The organism is Pseudomonas sp. R2-37-08W (genome assembly GCF_003851705.1).
GTDB lineage: Bacteria > Pseudomonadota > Gammaproteobacteria > Pseudomonadales > Pseudomonadaceae > Aquipseudomonas.
In genome coordinates, this window is sequence record NZ_CP027728.1 from 2,725,526 (window position 1) to 2,750,331 (window position 24,806).

Annotated in this window: 11 protein-coding genes and 4 pseudogenes; 10 read left to right on the top strand and 5 right to left on the bottom strand. The window is 63.0% G+C overall.

Annotated features, from left to right (window positions below):
* Positions 1 to 10: 10 nt before the first annotated feature.
* The 5 genes and pseudogenes from C4J93_RS12580 to C4J93_RS12600 all read left to right on the top strand — a co-directional run bounded on the left by C4J93_RS12580 (position 11) and on the right by C4J93_RS12600 (position 7,325).
* Positions 11 to 2,532 (top strand): annotated as a pseudogene (locus C4J93_RS12580) (acyl-CoA dehydrogenase).
* Between the two features lie 137 nt (positions 2,533 to 2,669).
* Positions 2,670 to 4,012: pseudogene (locus C4J93_RS12585) on the top strand (3-oxoacyl-ACP reductase).
* 26 nt (positions 4,013 to 4,038) lie between these two features.
* A pseudogene (locus C4J93_RS12590) lies at positions 4,039 to 4,299 on the top strand (acyl dehydratase); the annotation flags it as partial.
* Entirely contained in the window at positions 4,292 to 5,590 is a 1,299-nt protein-coding gene (locus tag C4J93_RS12595) for an acetyl-CoA C-acetyltransferase (protein ID WP_124429491.1), read from the top strand. The pseudogene C4J93_RS12590 and the gene C4J93_RS12595, both read left to right, overlap by 8 nt.
* A gap of 31 nt (positions 5,591 to 5,621) precedes the next feature.
* A complete protein-coding gene (locus C4J93_RS12600; protein WP_124429492.1) occupies positions 5,622 to 7,325 on the top strand; it encodes an AMP-binding protein in 1,704 nt (567 codons plus the stop codon).
* Positions 7,326 to 7,438: 113 nt separating this feature from the next.
* Here C4J93_RS12600 and C4J93_RS12605 read toward each other — a convergent pair whose 3' ends face one another.
* Positions 7,439 to 8,554, bottom strand: a complete 1,116-nt coding sequence (locus C4J93_RS12605; RefSeq protein ID WP_124404047.1) for a Gfo/Idh/MocA family protein — start codon at positions 8,552 to 8,554, stop codon at positions 7,439 to 7,441.
* Between the two features lie 377 nt (positions 8,555 to 8,931).
* On the opposite strand from C4J93_RS12605, the gene C4J93_RS12610 reads away from it, so the two are divergent.
* The gene (locus tag C4J93_RS12610) at positions 8,932 to 9,984 is read left to right on the top strand and encodes a YCF48-related protein (RefSeq protein WP_177413549.1); all 1,053 of its coding nucleotides are present in this window, start codon (positions 8,932 to 8,934) and stop codon (positions 9,982 to 9,984) included.
* Between the two features lie 16 nt (positions 9,985 to 10,000).
* On the top strand, positions 10,001 to 12,376 hold the full coding sequence (locus tag C4J93_RS12615) for an RND family transporter (RefSeq protein WP_124362662.1): 2,376 nt from the start codon (positions 10,001 to 10,003) through the stop codon (positions 12,374 to 12,376).
* A 64-nt stretch (positions 12,377 to 12,440) separates the two neighbouring features.
* On the opposite strand, the gene C4J93_RS12620 is transcribed toward C4J93_RS12615, so the two are convergent.
* Positions 12,441 to 17,318 carry a hypothetical protein gene (locus C4J93_RS12620; protein ID WP_256660174.1) on the bottom strand — a complete coding sequence of 1,626 codons (4,878 nt, stop codon included), beginning with the start codon at positions 17,316 to 17,318 and terminating at the stop codon, positions 12,441 to 12,443.
* 155 nt (positions 17,319 to 17,473) lie between these two features.
* Between C4J93_RS12620 and C4J93_RS12625 the strand changes: the two genes are divergently transcribed.
* The 3 genes from C4J93_RS12625 to C4J93_RS12635 all read left to right on the top strand — a co-directional run bounded on the left by C4J93_RS12625 (position 17,474) and on the right by C4J93_RS12635 (position 19,262).
* Positions 17,474 to 17,764 (top strand): DUF5629 family protein, encoded by a 291-nt coding sequence (locus C4J93_RS12625; RefSeq protein ID WP_124429495.1) that lies wholly within the window; start codon positions 17,474 to 17,476, stop codon positions 17,762 to 17,764.
* Positions 17,751 to 18,926, top strand: a complete 1,176-nt coding sequence (locus C4J93_RS12630) for a lactonase family protein (RefSeq protein ID WP_124429496.1) — start codon at positions 17,751 to 17,753, stop codon at positions 18,924 to 18,926. The genes C4J93_RS12625 and C4J93_RS12630 overlap by 14 nt, the downstream gene beginning before the upstream one ends.
* Before the next feature lie 156 nt (positions 18,927 to 19,082).
* Positions 19,083 to 19,262, top strand: coding sequence for a hypothetical protein (locus C4J93_RS12635; protein ID WP_124366879.1), 180 nt, complete (start codon positions 19,083 to 19,085; stop codon positions 19,260 to 19,262).
* Positions 19,263 to 19,320: 58 nt separating this feature from the next.
* Here C4J93_RS12635 and C4J93_RS12640 read toward each other — a convergent pair.
* The 3 genes and pseudogenes from C4J93_RS12640 to C4J93_RS12650 form a co-directional block, all read right to left on the bottom strand.
* A pseudogene (locus C4J93_RS12640) lies at positions 19,321 to 19,879 on the bottom strand (glutathione S-transferase).
* On the bottom strand, positions 19,876 to 23,514 hold the full coding sequence (locus C4J93_RS12645; RefSeq protein WP_124429497.1) for an AAA family ATPase: 3,639 nt from the start codon (positions 23,512 to 23,514) through the stop codon (positions 19,876 to 19,878). Before C4J93_RS12645 ends, C4J93_RS12640 begins: the two are co-directional and overlap by 4 nt.
* Entirely contained in the window at positions 23,511 to 24,752 is a 1,242-nt protein-coding gene (locus C4J93_RS12650) for an exonuclease SbcCD subunit D C-terminal domain-containing protein (RefSeq protein ID WP_124429498.1), read from the bottom strand. Before C4J93_RS12650 ends, C4J93_RS12645 begins: the two co-directional genes overlap by 4 nt.
* Between the last annotated feature and the right edge of the window lie 54 nt (positions 24,753 to 24,806).

Genomic DNA, 24,806 nt, shown 5'->3' on the forward strand with positions numbered 1-24,806 from the left:
GAGGTATCCCATGGTTATCTGGTTATTGGTGGGTGTCGTCGCGGCGATTGCCCTGGCGTATCGACAAGCCGCTGCCACCCTGTGGCTGGGCGCCGGCCTGGTATGGCTGGCGGCTGGCTACCTGTTCAACGCAGTGGCCGCATTCGGCGCTACCGTCGCAGCGGTGCTGGTGGTGTTGCCGGCTTTGTTGCTGGCGATCAAACCCCTGCGCCGCGTGCTGTTGACCCGCAAGGCCTTGGGGCTGTTTCGTACGGTCATGCCGGCGATGTCCGACACCGAACGTGCGGCCATCGAATCGGGCACCGTGTGGTGGGACGCCGAGCTGTTCAGCGGCAAACCCAACTGGCAGCGCCTGCTGCAAGCCGCGCCGGCCACCCTGAGTGCCGAGGAGCAGGCGTTCCTCGACAACGAAGTCGAAACCCTGTGCGACATCGCCAACGATTGGGAAACCACCCAGGTGTGGCAAGACATGTCCCCGAGGGCTGGCAATACACCAAGGAAGCCGGCTTTCTCGGCATGATCATTCCCAAGCAGTACGGCGGCAAAGGCTTCTCCCACTACGCGCACTCCCAAGTGGTGATGAAACTGTCGACCCGCTGCTCGGCGGCGGCCATTTCGGTGATGGTGCCCAACTCCCTGGGCCCCGCCGAACTGCTGCTGCATTACGGCACCGAGGCCCAGCGCAACTATTACCTGCCGCGTCTGGCGCGGGGTGAGGATATTCCGTGCTTCGCGCTGACCAGCCCGTATGCCGGCTCCGATGCCGGGGCCATTCCCGATGTGGGGATTGTGTGCAAGGGCCTGTACGAAGGCGAGGAGGTGCTGGGGTTCAGCGTGACCTGGGACAAGCGTTACATCACCCTCGGCCCGATTGCCACGGTGCTGGGCCTGGCGTTCCGTGCCGAGGACCCGGAGGGTTTGCTCGGTGCCGCAGGTGCCCTGGGCATTACTTGCGCGCTGATTCCCACCTCCCATCCAGGCGTGAACAGCGGCCGTCGCCACTGGCCGCTGAATGCGGTATTCCAGAACGGTCCGACCACCGGCAAGGATGTGTTCATTCCGCTGGAGTGGGTGATCGGCGGTCGCGAACAAGTTGGCAACGGCTGGCGCATGCTGATGGAATGCCTGGCGGCGGGCAGGGCGATTTCACTGCCGTCGGCCAACGTCGGCCTGGGCAAAGTGGCGGTCCGTGGTACCAGCGCCTACGCCGCGATGCGTAAGCAGTTCGGTCTGCCCATCGGCAAGTTCGAAGGGGTGCAGGCACCGTTGGCCCGCATGGCCGGGCACTTGTATGCCTGTGATGCGGTGCGCAAGGTGTCGGTGGCGTCCCTGGATGCCGGCGAGAAACCTTCGGTCATCTCGGCCATCGCCAAATACCACGTCACCGAGCGCGCGCGAATGATCGTCAACGATGGCATGGACATCGTCGCCGGCAAGGGCATCTGCATGGGGCCCAATAATTTCCTGGCGCGCGCCTATCAGCAAAGCCCCATCGCCATCACCGTGGAAGGCGCGAACATCATGACCCGCTGCCTGATCATCTACGGCCAGGGCCTGATCCGCTGCCATCCCTATGTGCTGCGCGAAATGGAAGCGGCGCGCAACCCGGACCAGCGCAAGGCCCTGCGGGCGTTCGACAGCGCGATGTTCGGTCATGTGAGTTTTGTACTGGCCAACACCGTGCGTGCCACGGTACATGCGCTGACCGCCGGCCGGCTGCTTTCTGCGCCGGCCAAGACTGACCCGGCGCTGGCTTCCTGCTACCGCCAGGCCAATCGTCTGTCGGTGGTGCTGGCATTGGTCTCGGATGTTTCCATGGGGGTGCTGGGGGGCACCCTCAAGCGCAAGGAAAGTATCACCGGGCGCCTGGGCGATATGCTGTCGCAGTTGTACATCCTGTCTTGCGTGCTCAAGCGCTTTGAGGACGACGGCCGGCCCCAGGCCGACTTGCCGCTGGTGCATTGGGCGGCCCAGGACGCATTGTTGCGTGCCCATGAAGCGCTGGCCGAAGTGCTCGACAACTACCCGTCCAAAGCCGCTGCGGCAGTACTGCGGGCCTTGAGTTTCCCGTTTGGCATTCCTTTGCGCAAACCGTCGGATCGCCTGTTGGCCCAAGTCGCCGAGGTCGTACAGACCCCCGGCGAAACCCGCGACCGTTTGCTCGCCAACTCCTACATCCCGCGCCCGGAAATCGACAAGCTGGCCTATGGCGAACTGGGGTTCCGCCTGTTGCCCCAGGTGGAGCTGATCGAGGCACGGCTCAAGCCCGTCATCAAGCAAGGCCTGCTCGCGCCAATGCCGATTTCGTCTGCGGCCTTTACCGGCTGGCGCGTCAAGGCACGGGCGTTGGACCTGATCAGCGACGACGAAGACGCTTTGCTCGCACGCTATGTGGAATACGCCGACCACGGCATCCAGGTCGACGACTTCCCGCAGGACTTCGGTTTGCTGGAGGCCCTGCAGCAGCGCAAGCAGGCGTTGGAGCCCGCCAAACGTCGCGCCAGCCAAAGCGAAAACGCTTCGGTCAATTAATCCAAACGCGGTCCCAATGTGGGAGGGGCTTGCCCCCGATAGCGGTGGCTCAGATGCAGATTCACTGACTGACACTCAGCTATCGGGGGCAAGCCCCCTCCCACATTTGATCGGATTTACAAAGCAGGATTTGTGTTATGAGTGACCGCTACCTTTCTTTCGTCAATTCCCCCTGGGGGCGCCGCCTGGCCCAGGCCGTCGGCTTGCCGCAACCCTTGCCCCTGCAGCGCCATCGCAGCGGCCAGCACGGGTTGGCCAACCCGGTCATCGTCGCCGGGGCAGGGCGCCTGACCGAGCACGTACATCGCCTCTTCAGCAGCACCGACACCGTCGCCGCCACCCCGGCGACCGTCAAGGCGCCGTCGACGGTGAAGGTGCAGGGCGCGGTGTTCGATGCCACGCACGTGGCCGACCTGCAGCACCTGGATGAGCTCTATACATTTTTTCACGCCAACGCCAGACGCCTGAGCCAACACGCGCGCGTGGTGGTACTCGGCACCGCACCGGAACATTGCCAGGACTTGCCCCAGGCCGTCGCCCAGCGCGCGCTCGAGGGGCTGGTGCGCTCGTTGGCCAAGGAGCTGCGCCGGGCGATCACCGTGCAATTGATCTACGTGGCGCCGGGCGCTGAAGACGCGTTGGACAGCAGCCTGCGCTTTTTCCTGTCGCGCCGTTCGGCTTATGTGTCGGGGCAAGTGATACGCCTCCAGAAGCCGGTGGACAGTCACATCACCTTCCATTGGGACAAACCGTTCGCCGGCCGTCGTGCCCTGGTGACCGGCGCCTCCCGCGGCATCGGCCTGGCCATTGCCCAGGTGTTGGCGCGCGACGGTGCCCATGTGGTGTGCGTCGACGTGCCCCAGGCCCAGTCGGCGCTGCAGCAGGCCGCCGACAGTGTGGACGGTTCGGCATTGCCCCTTGACATCACCGCGCCGGATGCCGCCGCGTTATTGCAGGCGCATGTCAGCCAGTATGGCGCCTTCGATGTGGTGGTCCACAATGCCGGAATCACCCGCGACAAGACCATCGCCAAGATGACCGAAACCTCCTGGCGCAGTGTGCTGGCGGTCAACCTCGAGGCGCCGTTGCAGCTCAGCCAGGCGCTGCTGGACAACCACGGCCTGAACCCCGGTGGGCGGATTGTGTGCGTCTCGTCGATTTCCGGTATCGCCGGCAACCTCGGGCAGAGCAACTACGCCACGTCCAAAGCCGGGGTGATCGGCCTGGTGCAGGGCCTGGCCCGCGTGCGGCGGCGCAGCAGGTGACGGTGAATGCGGTGGCGCCAGGGTTTATCGAGACGCAGATGACCGCGAAAGTCCCGCTGTTGATCCGCGAGGCCGGGCGGCGCATGAATTCCTTGCTTCAAGGCGGCCAACCGGTCGACGTGGCCGAGGCCATCGCCTGGCTGGCGCATCCGGCGTCCGGTGGGGTCAACGGCCAAGTGGTGCGGGTGTGCGGTCAAAGCCTGCTGGGAGCCTGAACCATGGACTACGTGACCCAGATCATCGACCCGCCATCGCCCACGGCATGTGGACCCTGGGCCGTGCGCTGGCGGCACAGCAGCCACCGGGTGGCCTGGACCACGCCGAGGCCCATTGCGATTTCAAGTTGCCGATCTTCCTGCCCGGCCAGGTCGCCCTGTGGAGCCGCCCCGTGACCGGCCCGCTCCGTGAATTCGAAGTGCGCAATGTGGCCGGCGACAAACCGCATATGCGCGGGTTGTTGCTGTGGGATCAAACGCCTGGAATGAGAGCCTTACATGAGTGACTACAGCTTCAATCCGCCACCGACCCGACGCGTGGCGATCATCGGCGGTAACCGCCTGCCGTTTGCCCGTTCCAACACCGTGTATGCCCATGACAGTAACCAGGACTTGCTGGTGGCCGCCCTGCAAGGCCTGGTGGATCGCTACAACCTGCACGGTCAGCGCCTGGGCGAATTCGTCGCCGGTGCGGTGATCAAGCATTCGCGCGATTTCAACCTGGCGCGCGAGTCATTGCTGTCGACCACGCTGTGTGCGCAGACCCCAGCCTACGATGTGCAGCAGGCCTGCGGCACGGGCCTGGAAGCCGCGTTGCTGGTGGCCAATAAAATCGCGCTGGGCCAGATCGAAGTGGGTATCGCGGGAGGCGCGGACACCACCTCCGACGCGCCCATTGGCATCAACGAATCCCTGCGCCACACCTTGCTTGCGGCCAATCGGGCCAAGGGCATGGGCGACAAACTGAAGGCCTTGTTGAAGGTGCGCCCTTCGATGTTGTTCAAGCCGCTGCTGCCGCGCAATGGCGAGCCGCGCACCGGCCTGTCGATGGGCGAGCACTGCGAAGAAATGGCCAGGCGTTGGCAGATCAAGCGCCTGGCCCAGGATGAGTTGACCCTCTGCAGCCATCAACGCCTCGACGCGGCCTATAAGCGCGGTTTCTTCGACGATCTGATCAGCCCCCATCGGGGCCTCGCACGGGACAACAATCTGCGCGCCGACATCAGCCTGGAAAAACTCGCGAGCCTGGCGCCGGCCTTCGACCGCCAGGACGGCACGCTCACCGCCGGCAACTCAACGCCCCTGACCGACGGCGCTTCGGTGGTGTTGCTGGCCAGCGAAGCGTGGGCCGCTGCCAATGGCTGGCCGGTGCTGGCCTACCTGCGCACCGGCGAAACGGCGGCGGTGAATTTCGTCGACGGCACCGAAGGCCTGTTGATGGCCCCGGCCTACGCCGTACCGCGCATGCTCAAGCGCGAAGGCCTGGGCTTTGCCGATTTTGATTTCTTCGAAATCCACGAAGCATTCGCCGCCCAGGCGCTGTGCACGCTCAAGGCCTGGGAAGACCCCGACTACTGCCGCGAGCGGCTGGGCCTGGACGCACCGCTGGGCGCCATCGACCGCGCAAAAATGAATGTCAACGGCGGTTCGCTGGGCTGCGGCCATCCGTTTGCCGCCACCGGTGGCCGGCAACTGGCGGCGTTGGCCAAGGCCATCCATGAGCGCGGCGGCGGTCGCGGCTTGATCTCGATCTGTGCGGCAGGCGGGCTGGGTATTACCGCCATCGTCGAAAAGTAGCCCTATCCACAACAACAATAAGGACGCAGCCATGAACGCCATCAGCCTGGAACACACCGAACGCATCTGGTTGAACGCCTACCTGCCCGGCGTGCCGGCGGACATCGATGCCGCTATCGAGGCTTACCCCTCGTTGCGCGAAGTGTTCGTGGAGCACCTGGAAAAATTCCGCGAGCGGGTGGCGTATGTCAGCATCGGCACGCCCATGACTTACGCCGACTGGCACATCCAGGGCAGCGCATTTGCCGCGTGGCTGCAGGGCCAGGGGGTGAAGAAGGGCGACCGCGTCGCGTTGATGATGCCCAATTGCCTGCAGTACCCGATCTGCCTGCTGGGCACGATCCTGGCCGGCGCGGTGGTGGTCAACGTCAATCCGTTGTACACCGCCCATGAGCTCAAGCATCTGCTCAAGGACAGCGGCGCCGAGACTGTGGTGATCTTCGAAAACTTCGCCCACACCCTGGAAAAGGTCATCGCCGGCAGCAGTGTCAAGCGCGTGGTGGTGGCGGCCATCGGCGACCTGCTCGGCACCTTCAAGGGCGCGGCGATGAACTTCATCCTGCGCAGCGTGCAGAAACAGGTGCCGGCCTTCACGCTGCCTGGCTCGGTGCGTTTCAACCAGGTGCTGAAACAGGGGCGGGCGCTCAATTTTCTGCCCGTGAGCATAAGTCGCGATGAGCTGGCCTTCCTGCAATACACCGGCGGCACCACCGGCGATGCCAAGGGGGTGATGCTCAGCCATCGCAATATTATTGCCAACCTGTTGCAAGCCAAGGCCTGGGTCGGTGATCAACTGGACCAGCACAAGCAGGAGACCAACGTCACCTTGCTGCCGCTGTACCACATCTTTTCTTTGACGGTGAACTGCCTGATGTTCATGTGCCTGGGCGGGCGCAATATCCTGATTGCCAACCCACGGGACGTGAAACGGGTGCAGATGATCCTGCGCAAGGAGCGATTCAACGGGATCGCCGGGGTCAACACGCTGTTTAACGGTTTGCTGGAGAACAAGGAGTTCTGCGCGCGGGACTTTTCCGACCTGCGCATGGTGATCGCCGGGGGCATGGCCACGCACACAGCGGTGGCCAAGCGCTGGAAGGAAGTCACCGGCTTGCCGATCATCGAGGGCTACGGGCTGACCGAGTGTTCCCCGGTGGTGAGCATCAGCCCCATCGACATCAACCGCATGCGCGAGATGGAATTCACCGGCAGCATCGGCGTGCCCTTGCCGTCGACCTGGGTGCGCTTCGTGCGTGAAGACGGCGAAATCGCCGAAATCGGCGAGCAAGGCGAACTGCAAGTGCGCGGGCCGCAAGTGATGCAGGGCTACTGGAAGCGCCCGAAGGAAACCGCCGAAGTGCTGGATGCCGAGGGCTGGTTGTCGACCGGTGACATCGGCGTGATGGATGAGCGCGGCTACATCCGCCTGGTGGATCGCAAGAAGGACATGATCCTGGTCTCGGGTTTCAACGTGTACCCGAACGAAATCGAGGACGTGGTGGCGATGCATCCAGGGGTGGCGGAAGTGGCGGCGATCGGTGTGGAAGATGGCGTGACCGGCGAGAAGGTCAAGATCATCGTGGTGCGCAAGGACCCGAGCCTGACCCAGGAGCAGATCCTCGCCCATTGCCGGGAATATCTGACCGGCTACAAGGTGCCCAGGTACGTGGAGTTTCGCACCACCGAACTGCCTAAAACCACAGTCGGCAAAGTACTGCGCCGAGCCCTGCGCTGATATTGAAGGCGACTGCGATCAAATGTGGGAGGGGGCTTGCTCCCGATAGCGGTGTGTCAGCTAAAAATACACTGGCTGACACACCGCCATCGGGGGCAAGCCCCCTCCCACATTTAGATTGAGTTCACTTCGACCCAGCGCTCTTCAAGCGCCGCCACCCGAATCGCCGTCGCCAGCCGCTCCACCGCCCACGCCGCTTCAAAATCGGTGCCATCCGCACCTTGCCCCGCCAGCGCCATGATCAGTTCGTGAACCTCCAGCGTCTTCAACTCGTTGTACCCCAACTGGTGGCCCGCCGCCGGGCTGAACGCGGCATAGCCGGGCAGGGCCGGGCCGGCGAGCAAGCGCTGGAAGCCATCCTGGCCGGCTCGGCACAGGCGCAGCTCGTTCAAGCGCTCCTGATCGAACGCCAGCGTGCCCTGGGTTCCGCTGATTTCGAAGCTCAGGTGATTCTTATAGCCATGCTTGAGCCAACTGCTGCTCACCGTGCCGCGCGCGCCGTTGGCAAAACGCAACAGGGCATGCACCTGGTCGTCCACGGCGATGCTCTTGAGTTCATGGCTGCCTTTGAGGGCCGGCCGTTGAGCGTGGACGGTATGGGTATCGGCGCACACGCTGGCCACATCGCCCACCAGGTAATGGGCCATCGACAGCAAATGGCTGCCCAGGTCCGCCAGCGCGCCGCCAGCGTGTTCCACCTCGCAGCGCCACGACCAGGGCGAGGCCGGATCGGCCATGAAGTCTTCGCTGAATTCGCCCTGGAAACTGATGATCTCGCCAAGCTCGCCGCTGGCAATCATCTGTCGCGCCAGCACGATCATCGGGTTGTGCTGGTAGTTGTAGCCCACGCGCGTCACCACCCCGGCCGCGCTGGCAGCTCGACGCATGGCATCGGCCTGTTCCAGGCTGACGGCCAGCGGCTTCTCGCAGTACACCGCCTTGCCGGCCGCAATCGCAGCCATGGCCATGGGGTAGTGGAGGTGGTTGGGGGTGGTGATGGCCACGACATCGACCTTGGGATCGTCGATCAGCGCCTGCCAGTCGGCATGGGCCTGGGCAAACCCCCAGGCGCTGGCGCAACGCTGCGCGCGCTCGGCGTCCGCATCGGCCAGGGCCGCCAGTGTGAGCGTGACGGGCAGTTCGAACACCGCCCGAGCGTTGTTGAACGCCAGCGCGTGGGCGCGCCCCATGAAGCCTGTGCCGATCAAGCCGATTCCGAGTTCACGCATCGCCGTGGTCCTTTGGATTATTGTTTTCAGGAAGCGTATTAATGGAATAAATATTCTCAAAATTCAATAGATGGAATAAAAATTCATTAACGCATGGCGCCGTGATGATCGTTCCCACGCTCCGCGTGGGAACGCCGCCAGAGACGCTCCGCGTCCCATAACATCATCATTTGAGCTGATGCAGCTATATTCACCATGTGGCCAAACGCCGCCAGTTAACAAAAGATAACGTAGCGCCGATTGTCAGACGATTCCAAAGCCCGATAGGATGGCCCGTGCTTGCGCCAGGCGCTCTAGATTGCAGGTTTCAGAGCCCCGCGCAAAGCAACACGACCTAACAATAATAAATGGGAGAAAGGTCTATGAGTGAGCCTGTCATGGGTTGGGTTGTTTGCCGCCCACGCGCCGCACGCAAGCTTGCGTTGCTGGCCACAGCGCTCTCGCTGTTTGGCGCCGTTGCGTTACCCAGCGTCGTCCACGCCGCCAGCGATACCCCCGCCGCAGCGGTGTCTGCGATTGAATCCCCGAAGGCCGCCAAAGGCCTGATGATTGACGTGGTCCACGCCGGCCAGCGCCTGGTGGCGGTGGGTGACCGTGGGCACATCCTCTATTCCGATGACCAGGGCAGCACCTGGACCCAAGCCAAAGTCCCCACCCGGCAGTTGCTCACGGCGGTGTTCTTCGTCGATGCCAGCCACGGCTGGGCGGTCGGCCATGATGCGCAAATACTCGCCAGCAGCGACGGCGGCGCCAGCTGGACCCAGCAATACCAGGACCTCAAGCGCGAAGCGCCGTTGCTCGACGTATGGTTCAACGACGCCAATCACGGCCTGGCCGTGGGCGCCTACGGTGCGCTGATCGAGACCACCGACGGCGGCCAGACCTGGGAAGACGTCAGCGACCGCCTCGACAACGAAGACCAGTTCCACCTCAACGCCATCGCCTCCATCAAGGACGCCGGCCTGTTTATTGTCGGTGAGCAGGGCAGCATGTTTCGCTCCAGCGACGACGGCCAGACCTGGGAAAAACTCGAAGGCCCCTATGAGGGCTCGTTGTTTGGCGTGATCGGCACCGCTCAAGCGCAAACGCTGCTGGCCTATGGTTTGCGCGGCAACCTGTATCGTTCCACCGATTTTGGCAGCACCTGGGAGCCCGTCGAGTTGAACGCGGCGCGGGGAGCGCTGGAGTTCGGGTTGTCCGGCGCGACCTTGCTGGAGGATGGTGCCATCGTCGTCGTCGGCAATGGCGGCAGCGTGGTGGTCAGCCATGACGACGGCCAGACCTTCAGCGTATTCAACCGCCCGGACCGTATCTCACTCTCGGCGGTCACCGCGGCCGGCAACGGCAACTTGATCCTGGTCGGGCAGGGCGGCGTTCGCGTCGCTACAGCTGCTGGCGCCGAACCGCTCCTAAATAAAGAGCCAAAATAAGAAGAAGGCGGGAAATATGAGCAGTCATCACAACGATAAAGCGACCTTTCTTGAGCGCCTGATCTTCAATAACCGCCCGGCAGTGATCGTCATCTGCCTGCTGGTGAGTATCTTCCTGTTCTGGCAAGCGACCTTGATTCGCCCGTCCACCAGCTTTGAAAAGATGATTCCCCTCAAGCATCCCTTCATCGAGAAGATGATGGAGCACCGCAACGACCTGGCGAACCTGGGCAACACCGTGCGCATCTCGGTGGAAGCCAAGGACGGCGACATTTTCACGAAGGAGTACATGGAGACCCTGCGCCAGATCAACGACGAGGTGTTCTACATCTCCGGCGTCGACCGCTCGGGCCTCAAGTCGTTGTGGAGCCCCAGCGTGCGCTGGACCGAAGTGACCGAAGAAGGCTTCGCCGGCGGTGAAGTGATCCCGCAGAGCTACAACGGCTCGCCGCAAAGCCTCGACCAGTTGCGCAACAACGTGCTCAAGTCCGGCCAGGTCGGCCGGCTGGTGGCCAACGACTTCAAGTCGAGCATCGTCGATATCCCGCTGCTGGAGTCCTACCCGGACCCGCAGGACCAGGGCAAGTTGCTGGCCCTGGATTACCGCAAGTTCTCCCATGAACTCGAAGACAAGATCCGCGACAAGTTCGAAGCGCAGAACCCCAACGTCAAGATCCACATCGTGGGCTTCGCCAAGAAAGTCGGTGATCTGATCGATGGCCTGGTGATGGTGGTGCTGTTCTTCGGCATCGCCTTCGTCATCACCCTGATCCTGCTGCTGTGGTTTACCAACTGCCTGCGCAGCACCGTCGCGGTGCTCAGCACCACGTTGGTGGCGGTGGTCTGGCAGCTCGGCCTGATGCACTTCTTCGGCTTCGGGCTGGACCCGTATTCGATGCTGGTGCCGTTCCTGATCTTCGCCATCGGCATCTCCCACGGGGTGCAGAAGATCAACGGGATCGCCCTGCAGTCGAGTGAGGCAGACAACGCCCTGACCGCCGCGCGGCGCACCTTCCGGCAGCTGTTCCTGCCGGGGATGATCGCGATCCTCGCCGATGCCGTGGGCTTTATCACCTTGCTGATCATCGACATCGGCGTGATCCGCGAACTGGCGATCGGTGCGTCTATCGGCGTGGCGGTGATCGTGTTCACCAACCTGATCCTGCTGCCGGTGGCGATTTCCTATGTCGGCATCAGCCCGCGGGCCATCGCCCGGAGCAAGAAGGACGCGAACCGCGAACATCCTTTCTGGCGCCTGCTGTCGAACTTCGCCAACCCGAAAATCGCGCCCATCTCCATCGCCCTGGCAGTGCTCGCCTTCGGCGGCGGCCTCTGGTACAGCCAGAACCTCAAAATCGGCGACCTCGACCAGGGCGCGCCGGAACTGCGCCCCGACTCGCGCTACAACAAAGACAACAACTTCATCATCAGCAACTATTCGACCAGCTCCGACGTGCTGGTGGTGATGGTCAAGACCCGCGCCGAAGGCTGCTCGCGCTATGAAGCCATGGCGCCGATCGACCAGTTGATGTGGAAAATGCAGAACACCGAGGGCGTGCAGTCGGCGATCTCGCTGGTCACTGTGTCCAAGCAGATGATCAAAGGCATGAACGAGGGCAACCTGAAATGGGAAACCCTGTCGCGCAACCCCGACGTGCTGAACAACTCCATCGCCCGCGCCGATGGCCTGTACAACAACAATTGCTCCCTCGCGCCGGTGCTGGTGTTCCTCAACGACCACAAGGCCGAGACCCTCGACCGCGCCGTGCATGCGGTGCAGGACTTCGCCAAGGAGAACAACAAGGACGGTCTGGAATTCATCCTCGCCGCCGGTAACGCCGGGATCGAGGCGGCCACCAACGAGGTGATCAAGGAGTCGGAGCTGACCATCCTGATCCTGGTGTACCTGTGCGTGGCGACCATGTGCATGATCACTTTCCGCTCCTGGGCGGCGACCCTGTGCATCGTGCTGCCCCTGGTGCTGACCTCGGTGCTGGGCAACGCGCTGATGGCGTTCATGGGCATCGGCGTCAAGGTTGCGACCTTGCCGGTGGTGGCGCTGGGCGTGGGGATCGGCGTGGACTATGGCATCTACATCTACAGTCGCCTGGAAAGCTTCCTGCGCGCGGGCTTGCCGTTGCAGGAAGCCTATTACCAGACGCTCAAGTCCACCGGTAAAGCCGTGCTGTTTACCGGTTTGTGCCTGGCCATCGGCGTGTGCACCTGGATCTTCTCGGCCATCAAGTTCCAGGCTGACATGGGCCTGATGCTGACTTTCATGCTGTTGTGGAACATGTTCGGTGCGCTGTGGCTGCTGCCGGCACTGGCGCGCTTCCTGATCAAGCCCGAGAAGCTGGCGGGGCAGAAGGGCAACTCGCTGTTTGCCCACTGATTGCCCGAGCGACATAAAAAGACCGCAGCCTTGGCTGCGGTCTTTGCGCTTCAGGGGACGCCGGTCAGTGCGGCGCAGGTGCGATGGCTAAGAACAGTTGATCCTGAGGCGGCGCGATCAGTACATAGAGGATCTTCCTGACAGGTTCCGCCCCCGGCTCCTGCTGGCTCTTCAATCGCGCCTGCACATGCGCCTTGAGCAGGTCCTTCTGGGTGAATTTACGCTGGTCGGCAAGTTTCAGGTGCGCACGGGTATAGCGAGTGGGCGGCATGTTGGCTGCCGCATAGTGAAAATGGGCATACCACAACACGCTCGGCGGTTTTTGAGCTTTGTCATACACCGCGTACTCGGTGAAAAAATCGCCGCTGAGGGTAGGGCGCTGTGGATCAGCCGGGCTGGTCAGGTTGATGTCGATCTGCTGGTGCCGCCACAGGTAATCGAGGCTTTCCAGTGTCGGCCACTGCTGTTTGTAAGCGGCGCTGCAGACCTCCTGCGCCTTTCGCTGCATGTCCCTGGCTTCTGCCCGGTACTCGTCGATCAAGCCCTGGGCCGAGGGTTGGCCGGCGTGTTCCCGTGCAATCTCATCGGCAAGCTCGGTGAGCTTGCCGGCCTGGTCGCTGAGCAGTTCATCCCAGTCGCCGGGGTTGACCGCCTGCCGAGTGCCGGGAAATTCCAGCACTTGCTGTTGAGCGCTGATCACACGTTCGATACCGGCGCGCTGCTGGAGCAGTATCTGGCCCTCGCGCTTGAGTATTGCCAGTGGACGGGCCTGGGCTGGCGGTTGCGGCGCGGTCGCGAGGTCTTCGGCGATGTCTACCCATTCGCCGGCCTGCTCGCGAAACGAGGCGACGGCTTGCCCGGTAGCCGGGTCGGTGATGGTGAAGTGCTCGCGGTTGATGTGGCCATCGGCCGGCTTGAGGTCGCCGACGAGGTATTTTCTTCTACGGGTTTTAAAGATGCGTTTGGTCGGCGCTTTCGGGCGCAGGTTTTTTAATCGCGACTGTTCTACTTCCAGTTCCTCCTGCCTGCGGACCACGGCCTCCAGTTCGTTTTCGGCAAGGGTGCGGACATCTCGCAGTTCATTCACAAGCCGCTCGGCCATCGGGCGCAAGCGTGCCGGGTTGATCAGTTTGAGCGCCTCGATTGCCGTCTCATAACGGCGGTATTGATCGAGCACGGTGTTGTACACCTGATGCTGTTCATCAAGGGCAAAGCCGCTGCTGCTGCGTACTTCGATGTGAGACAGCAGCGCTTGGCTCAGGCTGGAATGGTCGACATGTTGCCTGTACAGCGCTTCCTGCGGCGACCTTTCAGTGGCCGACAGCTCAATGGCCACCCACGACAACGGGATCAGCGCGTTGATTTTCAGGCTCTCGGGGAAAAAGTGCTGCGGGTGCGCGATCATTGCCAGCAACTCTTCACGTATCGCACGACCCGCCACTGAGTCCTGTTCCAACAGCTCCAGTGTGGTCTCCATGTCGCGGGTGCCTACGGCCATGCGTTGCTGGATATCGGCCAACGCGATGGATTTGGCCGTGTGTTCATCATAGGGCGCAGCGTTGCCGAGCAGTTTTTCCAGCATCATGCGTTCAGACACATGACGCATCGGCTCGCCACTGTCGCTGAATTGAAGCGTGTCTGACCAAAAACCCAGGTAGGTATGGATTGCCAGTTGTTCGTCCCAGAGCGTTCTCAGGGTTTTTGCCCGGTCCTGAACGTGACTGCCGGCGCCGCCGTACCTTTCCAGGTCCTGCCCCACCTTGACCAGTTCATGGCGTGCCGGCAGCAACTGCGCGTGTCGTTCCTGCAGGGTGTCCAGCAGCGTTTCATAGTGGGCACGCAGCGTTGCATAGCTTTGCATTTCGCGCTGATGACGGGTTTCAAGGGTCGACTTTTGCGGGCCGGTTGCACTGTCCAGAAGCTTCCACACCAGCTTTAACGTCGCGGCCTGTTTGGTCAGGTCGGCGTGGGCGGTGCGCATTCGAACCAGCGAGGCGCGAAGTTCGGTCATCGGTGGCGTGAGCTCGATGCCAAGCGCTTGCATCCGCACTTGTAGCTGCTCGGTTTTGCGGCGGTTTTCCACTCGCAAGGTCGCAAGGCGCTTGGGACCTCCACCGCTCAGTTTCAGCCCGCGATCCAGGCTCCAATGCCCATTGCCGTCGGTTCTGAGCTTGACGCCAGGGTGGTCGGGCTTGTCGGGATGAATGATGAAGACTTCGTCAAAGCCTGGAACGACCCTGACCCGAAAGAACAGGCCGCCCACCGAGGCGTGCCAGAGGTGGTCGACCTTGAACAGACCTTTGAGGTTGCCCAGCGCAACGGCGACCGGCAGCGGCTGGGGCCAGGGCACGTTGACCTCGAGGAGTTTTTCCAGCAGGCGCGCCGAGGCGCTGTCGCCGGCCAGGGAGCGGTCAAAGTCCAGCAGGGTTCGGCCTCCACCGGGTGGCTCGGAGGGCAGGCCAACCACGCCGCGTTCGATCACCGCAGGGCTGGCCTGTGCACGCCTCAACGGCGGGCGTGGCGGCGATTCGATAACGGGGCTGCCTGGCGCTTCGGTCGCCAGCCCATGGTGCAGCAAGACCATGCCGATGTTGAGCAGCAGGTCGACCCACGCCAACTCCCTGGCAATCGGGTCTGCACTTTCCAGCGCCGGCAGGTCCTGCCTGAGGCCCATCGCCAGTTGCATGAGCCATCCGACGACCGCCAGGGGGCCGCGCACCAGCATCAACAAGGTGTTGAAGCCCAGTTGCACACCTTCCAGGATCAACGCCCAGCGGCTTTCAGCATTGGAGGTTGACTCGCGGTCGGCCTGGTCCAGAAGTTGACGGGCTTCGCAGACGAACAGGTATCGCATCAGTTGGCCGCTGTTCAGCGCCTGCAGGATCGGGTCGTTACTTTCATCATTGGCCGGTGCCAGCGTCGCCGGTTTCGGCACCTCAGGCAATGGATCGAATTCCGAGCCTATACCGCCGATACGCACATAGTGCGGCTGATTAAACCCCCCATTGCTGTAAATGGCCCTGGCGTCGTCCGCGAGCCAGGCCAGTACGCTGTCCTGCAGGGCGCCGGGCTGGGCGATGGCCGCCAGCAACGGGTCGCGGCCGGCAAACTCCAGCAAAGATTCGCCATAGGCCGGCCGGTAGAGCAGGTGCGGACCGGACTGCCCATTGCGCGGTTCGATAATGAACATGTTCTGCACCACATCAGCCTTGGCCCCAGGCTTGCGTTGAAAGGCCAGCGCGCGCATGACGATTTCATCGTTGTCGACCCAGCGCTCCGCACGCTCGGTGCCGACGACTGCCTGGACGCAACGAAAGCCACGTCGCGTAAGCCCCGCCTCAGCCTTTATCAGGTGTTCCAGCGCCTGGGTTTTCAGCTCGACAGGCCGTTGCCCGCAGAACAGGCGTTCGCGCCGTTCTGCCTCTTCGGTGCCGCTGAGCAACGCCTGTTGAATATAGACGGGGTAGTTGCGGCCGATATCCACCCGTTGGATCAGTTGCAGCAGGTAAGCCGGGGTCAGCCAGGCTTCAAGCTCGCGGCCACCGGTATGGCGTAATGTCATGCGGCCGCTGGGTCTTCCCGACAGGTTTTTCAGGGCCAGGTCGACCAGGCTCATGGACACGTGCTGAATGTAGCCACCTTGCAACGTGCCGACGGGCACATCGAAGGTCAGCTCCAGGTCTTCGGCCTTGTACAGCGCTTGTTCAAGGTCCGTGCAACTGCGTGTGCCCAGCATCACGGCATTGCGCTCCAGGCACAGTTGGTGATTCAAGTGGCTGGCGGCATAGGTGCGGATATCCTCCAGCCCATCCAGGTAGCCCGCGCCCTGCGTCAGGCGCCTGAGGTTGGCCTGTTCGATCAGGCATTGGCGATAGCTGAAGCGGTCGGCGGGCGAGGCGCCGCGCAGCCAGTCGGGGAGGGCGGCCTGGATCGGCGACAAGCTATCGATCGGCGTGAGCGGCGCGCGGGCAAACCACGAGGCCGGGTTGGTAGTCGACTCGAACAGCTGTTGCGCGGCGTCTATGGAGCTGGCGCGAGGCAGTTGTATCGCGGCGAGATCCTCCAGTTGCCGGTTGAGCACCAGCGCCGCTTGTACCTCGAATATATCGCCGTCCGGCTCGTAGCGGTGCCAGGTGATCTTGTCGGCGCTGAACTGCCGTGACAGGCGCTCGCCCCATGCCTGGCCGAAGGCGTCGAGGCTGGCGTAGGACTCGACCTGGCCGGACACGGCACACAACCATACGCGCTGGCCACTGACCACGAGCAGATCGCTGGACTGCACGGTCAGGGTGGTGGATTCCCGCAGCAGGTGCGTTTCCAGGGTGTAGGCATGGATCGAATTGTCGGGCCATGGCAGGCCCGCCCTGGCTTCACGAGTAGGGTAGTTGGCCAACGTGCTGAGTATTTGCAGTTGTTGGGCATCCTCGCCGGACTGACGAATCGCCGAGGTCCTCAGCACGCCTTGCAGCAAACTGGCCAGCCATCGCCAGCGACTGCCGCCGGCCTCGCTGTCCTGGTCCCAGTATTCGGTCAGTGCATCCTGATACCCCACAAACAGAATCAAGGGCAGTTCGCGTATCACCGCTTCGACGGCGCGCACGTCATAGCTGGAAGGCTCACCGGTCGGCGGGACGAGGCGGGTGCCGGTGGCGTCACTCAGGTAACCATCCAGGTTGTCGCGCACGGACAGGTCGGGGAAGCTGCCGTCGGCAATATGCTTGAGGGCCACCTCCAGCAGCGGATGCAGGCCCCGGCCGCCGCCGTCACGGGGCAGCGCCAGGCAAAGATCGGAGAGGGGCTTGGGCAGGTGCGGGAAGCGTTCCTTCAAGGTGTAGGTCAGCATCTGGGTCACGACTGAGCGCAGGGATGGGCGCGTGCGAAACTGCGTCTCCACTGCTTTTTGCAGAATGTTTTCAGCCGGAGGGGTCGGGGTGGTTGGCACGGGAGTCATCCTTTACGTGGGTTAGCTATGCCCTCGTAAAGTAATGGCAGCCACGGGCGTGATGCGGTAACCGACTACCGCTTGGCCATGGGAAACGGGAAAGACGCAGGGGATTGGCCTATCATCAGCGTTTTTTCCAGCGATGAATGATCCCGATGACTGCCAACGCCCTGCTTACTGAACTTCAAAACTGCGACATGCTCGAAATCGATGGGCTGCATGCCTTCGATTTCACCTCAGACGAGCAAGGCTTGCGCATGACCTGCATGGACGGCCGGGCCGAGAAACGCTGGACGTTCAGCCTCGCGCAAGTACAGGCCGCGACCTTTGATGATGCCTTGCAAAGCTGGACCCTCACCGGTGATTCGGGCGAGCACCGCCTGGTGTGCATGGCTGCCTTCACCGGCAACAATAACGACGAGGAAGACGAGCATGATGATGCGTAAATTCTGGCCGCTGCTGATGGCCGGCAGTGTGGGGGCGATGTCGGTGCAGGCTGCGCCGGCTGACACCTATGAGTTGTTGGTGGGCAGCTACACCGCTGGCGCCAGCGACGGTATTTATCGCCTGCAATTCGACAGCCGCACTGGCCAGTTCCAGGGCAAGCCGGTACTGGCAGCGAAGGCCGACAACCCTTCGTGGCTGACGGTCTCCAAAGACCAGAAGCACCTGTTTGTGGTCAATGAAAACGGTCCCGGCCAGCAAGACCCGGTCGGTCGCGTCAGCAGCTACAGCATCGACCCGAAGAATCATCAGCTCACCCTGATCAATCAGGTGCAGAGCCTGGGTAACGAGCCGACCCATTCGAGCATCGCTGCGGATGGGCGTTACCTGTTCGTCGCCAATTATTCGGTGGTGGAAGACCCGGGCGGCAGCCTGGCAATCCTGCCGGTGGACGCTACCGGCAAACTGTCGGCGCCGGTGCAGTTGAGCGGGCACCCGGCCAGTCGCGTCAACCCCGAGCGCCAGGCCTCCAACCACGTGCACTCAGTGGTGTCTTCGCCGGATGGCAAGTACGTGTTTGTGCAGGACCTGGGGGCGGACAAGGTATTTGCCTACCATTACGACCCCAAGGCCAATCACGAATTGCCGCTGACCCCGGCCAACCAGGCATCGGTGCAATTGCCACCGGGCAGCGGCCCACGTCACCTGCTGTTCAGCGCCGATGGCAAGCACGCCTGGCTGACCACCGAGATGAGCGCGCAGGTCGCGGTGTTCGATTATGCCGACGGCAAGCTCACCCAGACCCAGTTGGTCGACTACGCCGCCGGGCAACCGGTGTCCGACAAGGCCGGCGCCGCCGTGCATGCGTCCAGTGACGGCAAGTTCCTGTATGTGAGCAATCGCGGCACCGCCAACCAGATCATCGTGTTTGGCGTAGACCCGGCCACCGCCCACCTCAAAGAGCTGCAGCGCCGCAGCGTGGAAGGCGACCACCCGCGCGAGTTCAGCCTCGACCCGAGCGGCAAGTTCCTGCTGATCGCCAACCAGAAGAGCAACGAAATCGTGGTGCTCGAACGTGACCCCAACACCGGCCTGCTGGGTAAAACCGTGCAGAAGTTGCCGATCGATGCCCCCAGCGACCTCAAGTTCCTAGTGCGTCAATAAGCCACAGGCCCCGCAACGCGGGGCCTGACCCTAAGTATTAATTCCATTGATGACGGCTACTGTTTCAAAGCATTTCTAAGGTTCAACCCCCGGGCGTAAGTTTGGTTCCAAGGCCTTCCCAGGCCACTCAACCAAACGCACACAAGGGTTACCGACATGAATCTGAACCTCTTCTCCATCATCGCCGCTTCCGCTGTTTCCGCCACCGTGGCCTTGCCTGCCAACGCCAGCGTGGATGTCGCCGGGAAAAAATCCAGCACCAGCGCCTACACCCAGAAATACCTGCAGCAGAGCGCCAACTTTTATGCGGCGCTGGATCACAAGACCCAGGGCTAACATCAATCAACCTGTGGGAGGGGGCAAGCCCCCTCCCACAGGTTGATTGATGTTGGTTTCAGGGCTTTGCCATCACCGCGATAAACAGCGGTGACTCCAGAATCCGCTGTATCCACGCCTGAAGCCGTGGATACGGCGCCCCCGCAAACCACTCGCGATCCACATGGGCGAACTGCCGCACAAACGGCACGATGGCCGCGTCCGCCAGGCTCATGTGCGCGGCGAGCAAGTACTCACGATCCGCCAGCAAATCCTCCAACTTCTGCAAGAACACCTCGCCCTCGGCCCGATAATGTTCCATCGGCTGCTGCGGATAGCGTTCGGCGTACTTGTATCGATTCAAATGATGTTTAAACAGGATCACCTTGCAGTCGCCAATCGCCGGGGTCGTTTTGCGCCAATGCCCATTGCATGATCTCCAGGCTTTCCTCGATCACTCGACCTTCCATGCTCAGCACCGGAACCGTGCCCTTGGGCGACAGTGCCAGCATCTCGGCCGGCTTGGCCTTGAGGCTCACCTCGATAATCTGCACTGCCACCCCCGAGTAGCGCAGCGCCAGGCGTGCGCGCATCGCATAGGGGCAGCGCCGGAACGAGTACAGCAGCGCTTCGCTCACTTGACCTCCAGGGTGCTCAAGCCATTGCCCTGGCGCTTGACCTGAATCTGCACCGGGATGCGCTCGTGCATTTCCTGCACATGAGAAATCACCGCCACTTTGCGACCCTGGGCCTGCAAGCCATCGAGGGCGTCCATGGCCAATTGCAAGGATTCGGGGTCGAGGCTGCCGAAGCCCTCGTCGATAAACAGTGACTCGATTTTCAAGGTGCTGGAGGCCATCGACGCCAGGCCCAGGGCGAGCGCCAGCGACACCAGGAAGGTTTCACCGCCGGACAACGAGTGCACCGAGCGCAGTTCATCACCCATTTCCGTGTCCATCACCAGCAGGCCCAACATGCTGCCGCCACGCTTGAGGCGGTAGCGGCGCACCAGTTGGCGCAGCTGCACGTTGGCGTGATGCACCAGCAGGTCGAGGTTGTAGGCCTGGGCGATCTTGCGGAAAGTGTCGCCGGTGGCCGAGCCGATCAGCGCGTTCAGGCGTGCCCAGCGCTGCCATTCGTCATAGGCCTTGGTGATCTGTTCGGCCAGGGCGTGGTTGGCATCCTGGCGGCGCTGGTCCTCGGACTGGCGCGCGCGCAGTTCGGCGCAGTGTTTCTCGCCCTCGGCCAATTGCTGGTTGAGCGCGGCGAGGCTGCTGTCCAGCTGTTCGGCGTCCAGGTTGCCATTGTGCAAGGCCTGGTGCTCGGCGAGGCGTTGTTCGCGCTCTTGCAGCAGTACGCTGGCTTGTTCGACGGCTTTTTCGCAGGTGTGCAACTGCTGGCGCAGGTCGGTGACCTGGGCGTCGTCCAATGCCAGCAGACGCGCCAGGCCGTCGTCGTCCAGCTCGGGGTGCGCGGCGCGCCATGCGCTGATGCGCGTGTCCAGGGCCTGTCGTTCGCTCTCGAGCGCTTGCTGGCGCTCCTGTACGGCCTTGAGGTCGGCGACCAATTGCACCAGGGCGGAGTGAACGGCGTGCAACTCCTGGCTGGCATCGGCTTCGCTTTGGCGCGACTGGGCGACGGCCTGATCCAGTTGCTGTTGCCAGTGTTCGGCGCTGCCATGCTCGCCCAGCAAGGCGCTGAGCGTTTCCTGGGCGTCGCGGTGCTGGGTGGCCAGCTCGGCGACCTGCAGATTCAGCGCCTCCAATTGCTGCTGGCGATGCTGCTGGTGGGTCTGTTGCTTCTCGATGGCCTGCTGACGCTCTTGTTGTTCAGCCAGCTCATCACGCTGATGGCCCAGTTGTTCCAGGCGCTGGCTGACCTGCTGATCAAGCTGCAGGAAGGTCGCCGCCGGTTCACTGCGCAAGCCTTCCAGCGTCGCGCTGGGCAACAGGCTGGCGAAGCTTGCAAGTTCTGCATCGAGGCGTTCGCGGTCGTTGGCCAGGGCGCGCTGCTGGTCGAGCAACAGTTGGCGGGCCTGCTGGCTGGCGTCCTGGGCGGCTTGCAACTGCTGCTGCAAACGCCCGGCGTTCTGTTGCAGGTTGAGCAGGGCGCTTTGGCGCTGTTCGTCCTGGGCGATGCTTTGGGTCAGTTGCGCCAGTTGCTGGGCCAACCAGCTGCTGCGCTTGGCGGCGTCCTGGTTGAACAGCGCAGCGCACAGCGGATGCGCTTGCAGGCTTGGCGCCAACGCTTGCTGCTGCAGCGCAAGCTGTTCCTGCTGTGCCAGGAATTCCTTTTGCTGGGCGATCAGGCCACCCACTTCGCCACGCAGCTCGGTGAGCTTTTCCTTGAGGCTGTCGACGGCTTTCTGCGCCGTGGCCTCTTCGTTTTCATCGTGGCGCCCCAAGCTCTGCAACAACGCTTCGGGCTGGTGATACGGATGTTCGTGGCTGCCGCAGACGGGGCAGGGCTGGTCATCCTGTAACTGCTCGCGCAGTTCCTCGACGCTGGCACTGCGGGCCAGGCGCTGGCGCTCCAGCAGTTGCTTGGTCACCGTCAGGGTTTGCTCGGCCACCGTCAGTTCGGCTTTGGTTTGCAGGCCGGTCTGGTTCAGTTGCTCGCGCTGCTGCGCCGCCTCGGCGAGTTTTTGCGCCAGGCTGCTGGCCTGGGTGTCGAGCTGCTGCTGGCTGTCCCACAAACGTGCCAGGTCTTCGAAGGCACGTTGTTGCTTGCGATTGTCCTGCAAGAGGCTGGCGAGCAATTGCAGTTGTTCGGCCACTGCGTGCGGCTCGGCGCCGGCCTCCTGGTACAGCAGGTCCAGGGCTTCGCGCTGCTGGGTGAATTGCGCCACGGCGGCGGTGACGCGCTGTTCGAGTTGCGGCAGTTCGGTCTCGCCCTGATTCAGGCGATTGCCGATCAGCATCAGCTGTTGCAGGCGGTCGCGGTAGGCGGTCCAGGCGTCGCTCAGCGGTGCGAGGGCGGCGCTGCGCTCCAGTTCAGCGGCCAGGCGTTGCAGGCGCTCGCCGACCTGGGCCTGCTTTTCTTGCAGGCTGTTGAGCAAAATCTGACCTTCGCTGCAGGCGGTGGCGTGCTGCTGCTGGTCCTCGGTGCGCTTGGCCAGCTCCTTGGTCAAGTGGGCGAGGGTGGTCTGTTGTTCGAAGGCCTGGCGCAACAACGGCGCGGCCTGCGCCTGGTTCTGCTGGGCTTGCCCGAGTGCCGACTGGGCGCTGGCCTGCTGCTGTTGCGCCTGTTCCTGGCGGCTGTGCAGCACGGCCTGTTGCGCAAGGTGCTGCTGAATCTGCGTGGCGAGCGGTGCCAGCAAGGCGTCGAGTTCTGCGCGGCGCAGGAAGTGATGGCGCTGTGGGGCGAGCTGGTCCAGGCGCGTCAGGTCCTGGCGCTGCTGGCCCTGGCTGTCCCACTGTTGCTGGGCGTGCTGCAACTGCTCGGCAGCGCTTTGCTGGCGCTCCTGCCATTCGCGCAGTTCCTTGAGCCAGGTGTGCTGCAATTCCAACTGCTTGAGCTGGGCCTGGTGGGTCTTGAGTTGCTGTTGCGCCTGGTTCAGTTGTTGATCCAGCTCGGCGCGGGCTTCGGCGGCCAGGGGGACCACGCCGGTGGCCTGGTCCTGCAACTGTTTGTGGGCGTCCCTGGCGTCCTTGGCCTTGTCGAAGGCGCGGCGGCCCAGCTGGGTGTAGAGCGCGGTGTCGGTGAGCTTTTCCAGCAGTTCGCTGCGCTCGTTGTCGTTGGCCTTGAGAAAGGCACTGAACTCGCTCTGCGCCAGCAGCACCGCACGGGTGAACTGTTCGAAGTTCAGGCCCAGGGCCAGTTCCAGCTGGGTCTTGTATTCGGTTTTCTGGCTGGCCAGCAGTTGCTCGCTGTCCAGGTCGATCAGGCTCTGGCGGCTGCTCTGCAGCTTGCCGCTGGCCTTGTCGCGGGCGCGGTTGGCTTCCCAGCGCGCCCGGTAGCGCCGCCCGCTGACGCCGACGAAATCCACCTCGGCATAGCCCCCGCCGGTACCGCGCCTGAGCAGGGTGCGCGGGTCGCCGATGGAAATATCGCTGTCGGCATCCGGCATCTTCGCCTGGCCGGTATCGCCCAAACGCGGCACCGCGCCAAACAGCGCCAGGCACAGTGCATCGAGCAGGGTGCTTTTCCCGGCGCCGGTCGGCCCGGTGATGGCAAACAAACCGGCACTGGCCAGCGGCTCGGCGGTGAAGTCGATTTCGAACGGCCCGGCCAGGGACGCGAGGTTTTTCAGGCGGATGGCGAGGATCTTCATGGCTGTTCGTCCTCCTGTTGCACTTCCTGGAGCAGCACGGCGAAGTCCTTCAAGGTCTGTTCATCCACTTCGCTGCCGTAGCTGTCCTGCCAGGCGCGGCTGAACAGTTCCTGGGGCGTGAGCTGGTCGAGTTCGACCAGGCGCTCTTCGTCGCCGTCGGCGCGCGGGCCGTTGCCGGCGTATTCGGCGGCGATGCGCACCAGGCGCACGGCCTTGCCTTGCAGGGCGGTTTCGATCTGCTGGCGCAGGTCCGGTTGCGGTTCGTCGAGGCGCACGCGCACTTCCAGCCAGGGGTGGCGCTGGGTTTCGGCGAGCAGGTCGATGTCGGGCAGCTCGGCCAGGGCCTTGAGAATATCGGCCAGAGGCGCGGCTTCCAGGCGTTGCAGGTTGACCGAGCGCGGAATCAGCAGCGGTTCGACGCCGACCAGTCGTTCGCCCTGGAACGTCACGTCGAGCACCTGGTGCTTGTAGCTGATTTCGGAAAACGACAGCGGAATCGGCGAGCCGCTGTAGCGAATGCGCTCTTCGCCATTCACTTTTTGCGGTTTGTGCAGATGGCCGAGGGCAACATAGCCGACACTCTTATCGAACAGGCTGGCCGGCAGCGCCTCGGCATTGCCGATGATCAGGCTGCGCTCGGAGTCTTCCGACACCGAACCCCCGGCCATGTGCGCATGGCTGATGGCAACCAGCGCCTGGCCTTTCTTGCGTTTGGCGTTGGCGGCCGCGATCAGCCATTCATGCACTTGGCCGATGCCGCGCAGGTAATCATCGCCCAACTGCGCCCCCGTGACTTCCGCCGGGCGCAGAAAGGGCAGCGCCAGGCACCAGGCGACGATCTTGCCTTTGGCGTCCGGCAATGGGATCAGCAGGCGTTCGGCATCCAGTTGGCCGTCATCCAGCCACAGCACACGGCCCAACGCATGGGTGCGCAAACGGCGCATCAGCGGGGCGGGCAGCTCGATGCGCGAACCGGAGTCGTGGTTGCCGGCGATCATCACAATCGTCAGCGTGGGGTTTTGTTCGTGGGCGCCGATGATGAAGTCATACAGGCGCTCCTGGGCCTTGAGCGGTGGGTTGACCGTGTCGAAGATATCGCCGGCGATCAACAGCGCATCCGGGCGATGGGCCTTCAGTTGGCCCAGCAGCCATTCGAGGAAACAGGCATGTTCGAAGTCGCGTTCCTGGCCGTGCAGGTTTTGCCCAAGGTGCCAGTCGGAGGTGTGAAACAGACGCAAGGCGAACTCCGTGGAGAAGATGAAAAGGAGGGGAGTTTACCTGTTATATGAACA